The following is a 473-nucleotide window of genomic DNA, read 5'->3' on the forward strand; positions in this document are numbered from 1 at the left end:
CCTATTTCATGATCCCGAATAGGTTCGATGATTCATTAAGATAAAAAATAAATAAAAATTCAATTAGTATTTATTCTAGAATATTAAAAGATGTAATTTTAACATTTGATAATGGGGAAGAAATGAACTTGCTGGCTTTTATCAATCGATATCATACTTTTATGGTATCATTTAATCAAGTTGAAATTATGTATTGGAATAAAAAGTTATTTAAAGATAGTAAACTTTTGAATAATATTAGTCATTTTCTAAAGATATTTAAGAAATATAAAAGGTTAGAACATATAGATAGTGAAAAGGGTAAATGCCCAACGAGGACAAAAGAGTTTAGTAACAACTCATTATTTAATTTTGTTGAGAAACAATTAACTATAGGTTCAGATTATGTCATATGTGATGATTTGGGAAATGAGTGGGCAGACTATATTTCTATTATATCTCTTGAAAATATCTCTTTTTTTCATGCTAATCAT

Annotated in this window: 1 protein-coding gene; it reads left to right on the top strand. The window is 25.2% G+C overall.

Annotation, left to right across the window (positions count from 1 at the left end; genetic code table 11):
- Positions 1 to 122 precede the first annotated feature (122 nt).
- The coding region (locus KVT37_RS31850) for a hypothetical protein (protein WP_217578971.1) at positions 123 to 473 on the top strand (351 nt) is incomplete at its 3' end.

It is taken from the genome of Mesorhizobium sp. GbtcB19 (assembly GCF_019091085.1).
Lineage (GTDB): Bacteria > Pseudomonadota > Alphaproteobacteria > Rhizobiales > Rhizobiaceae > Mesorhizobium.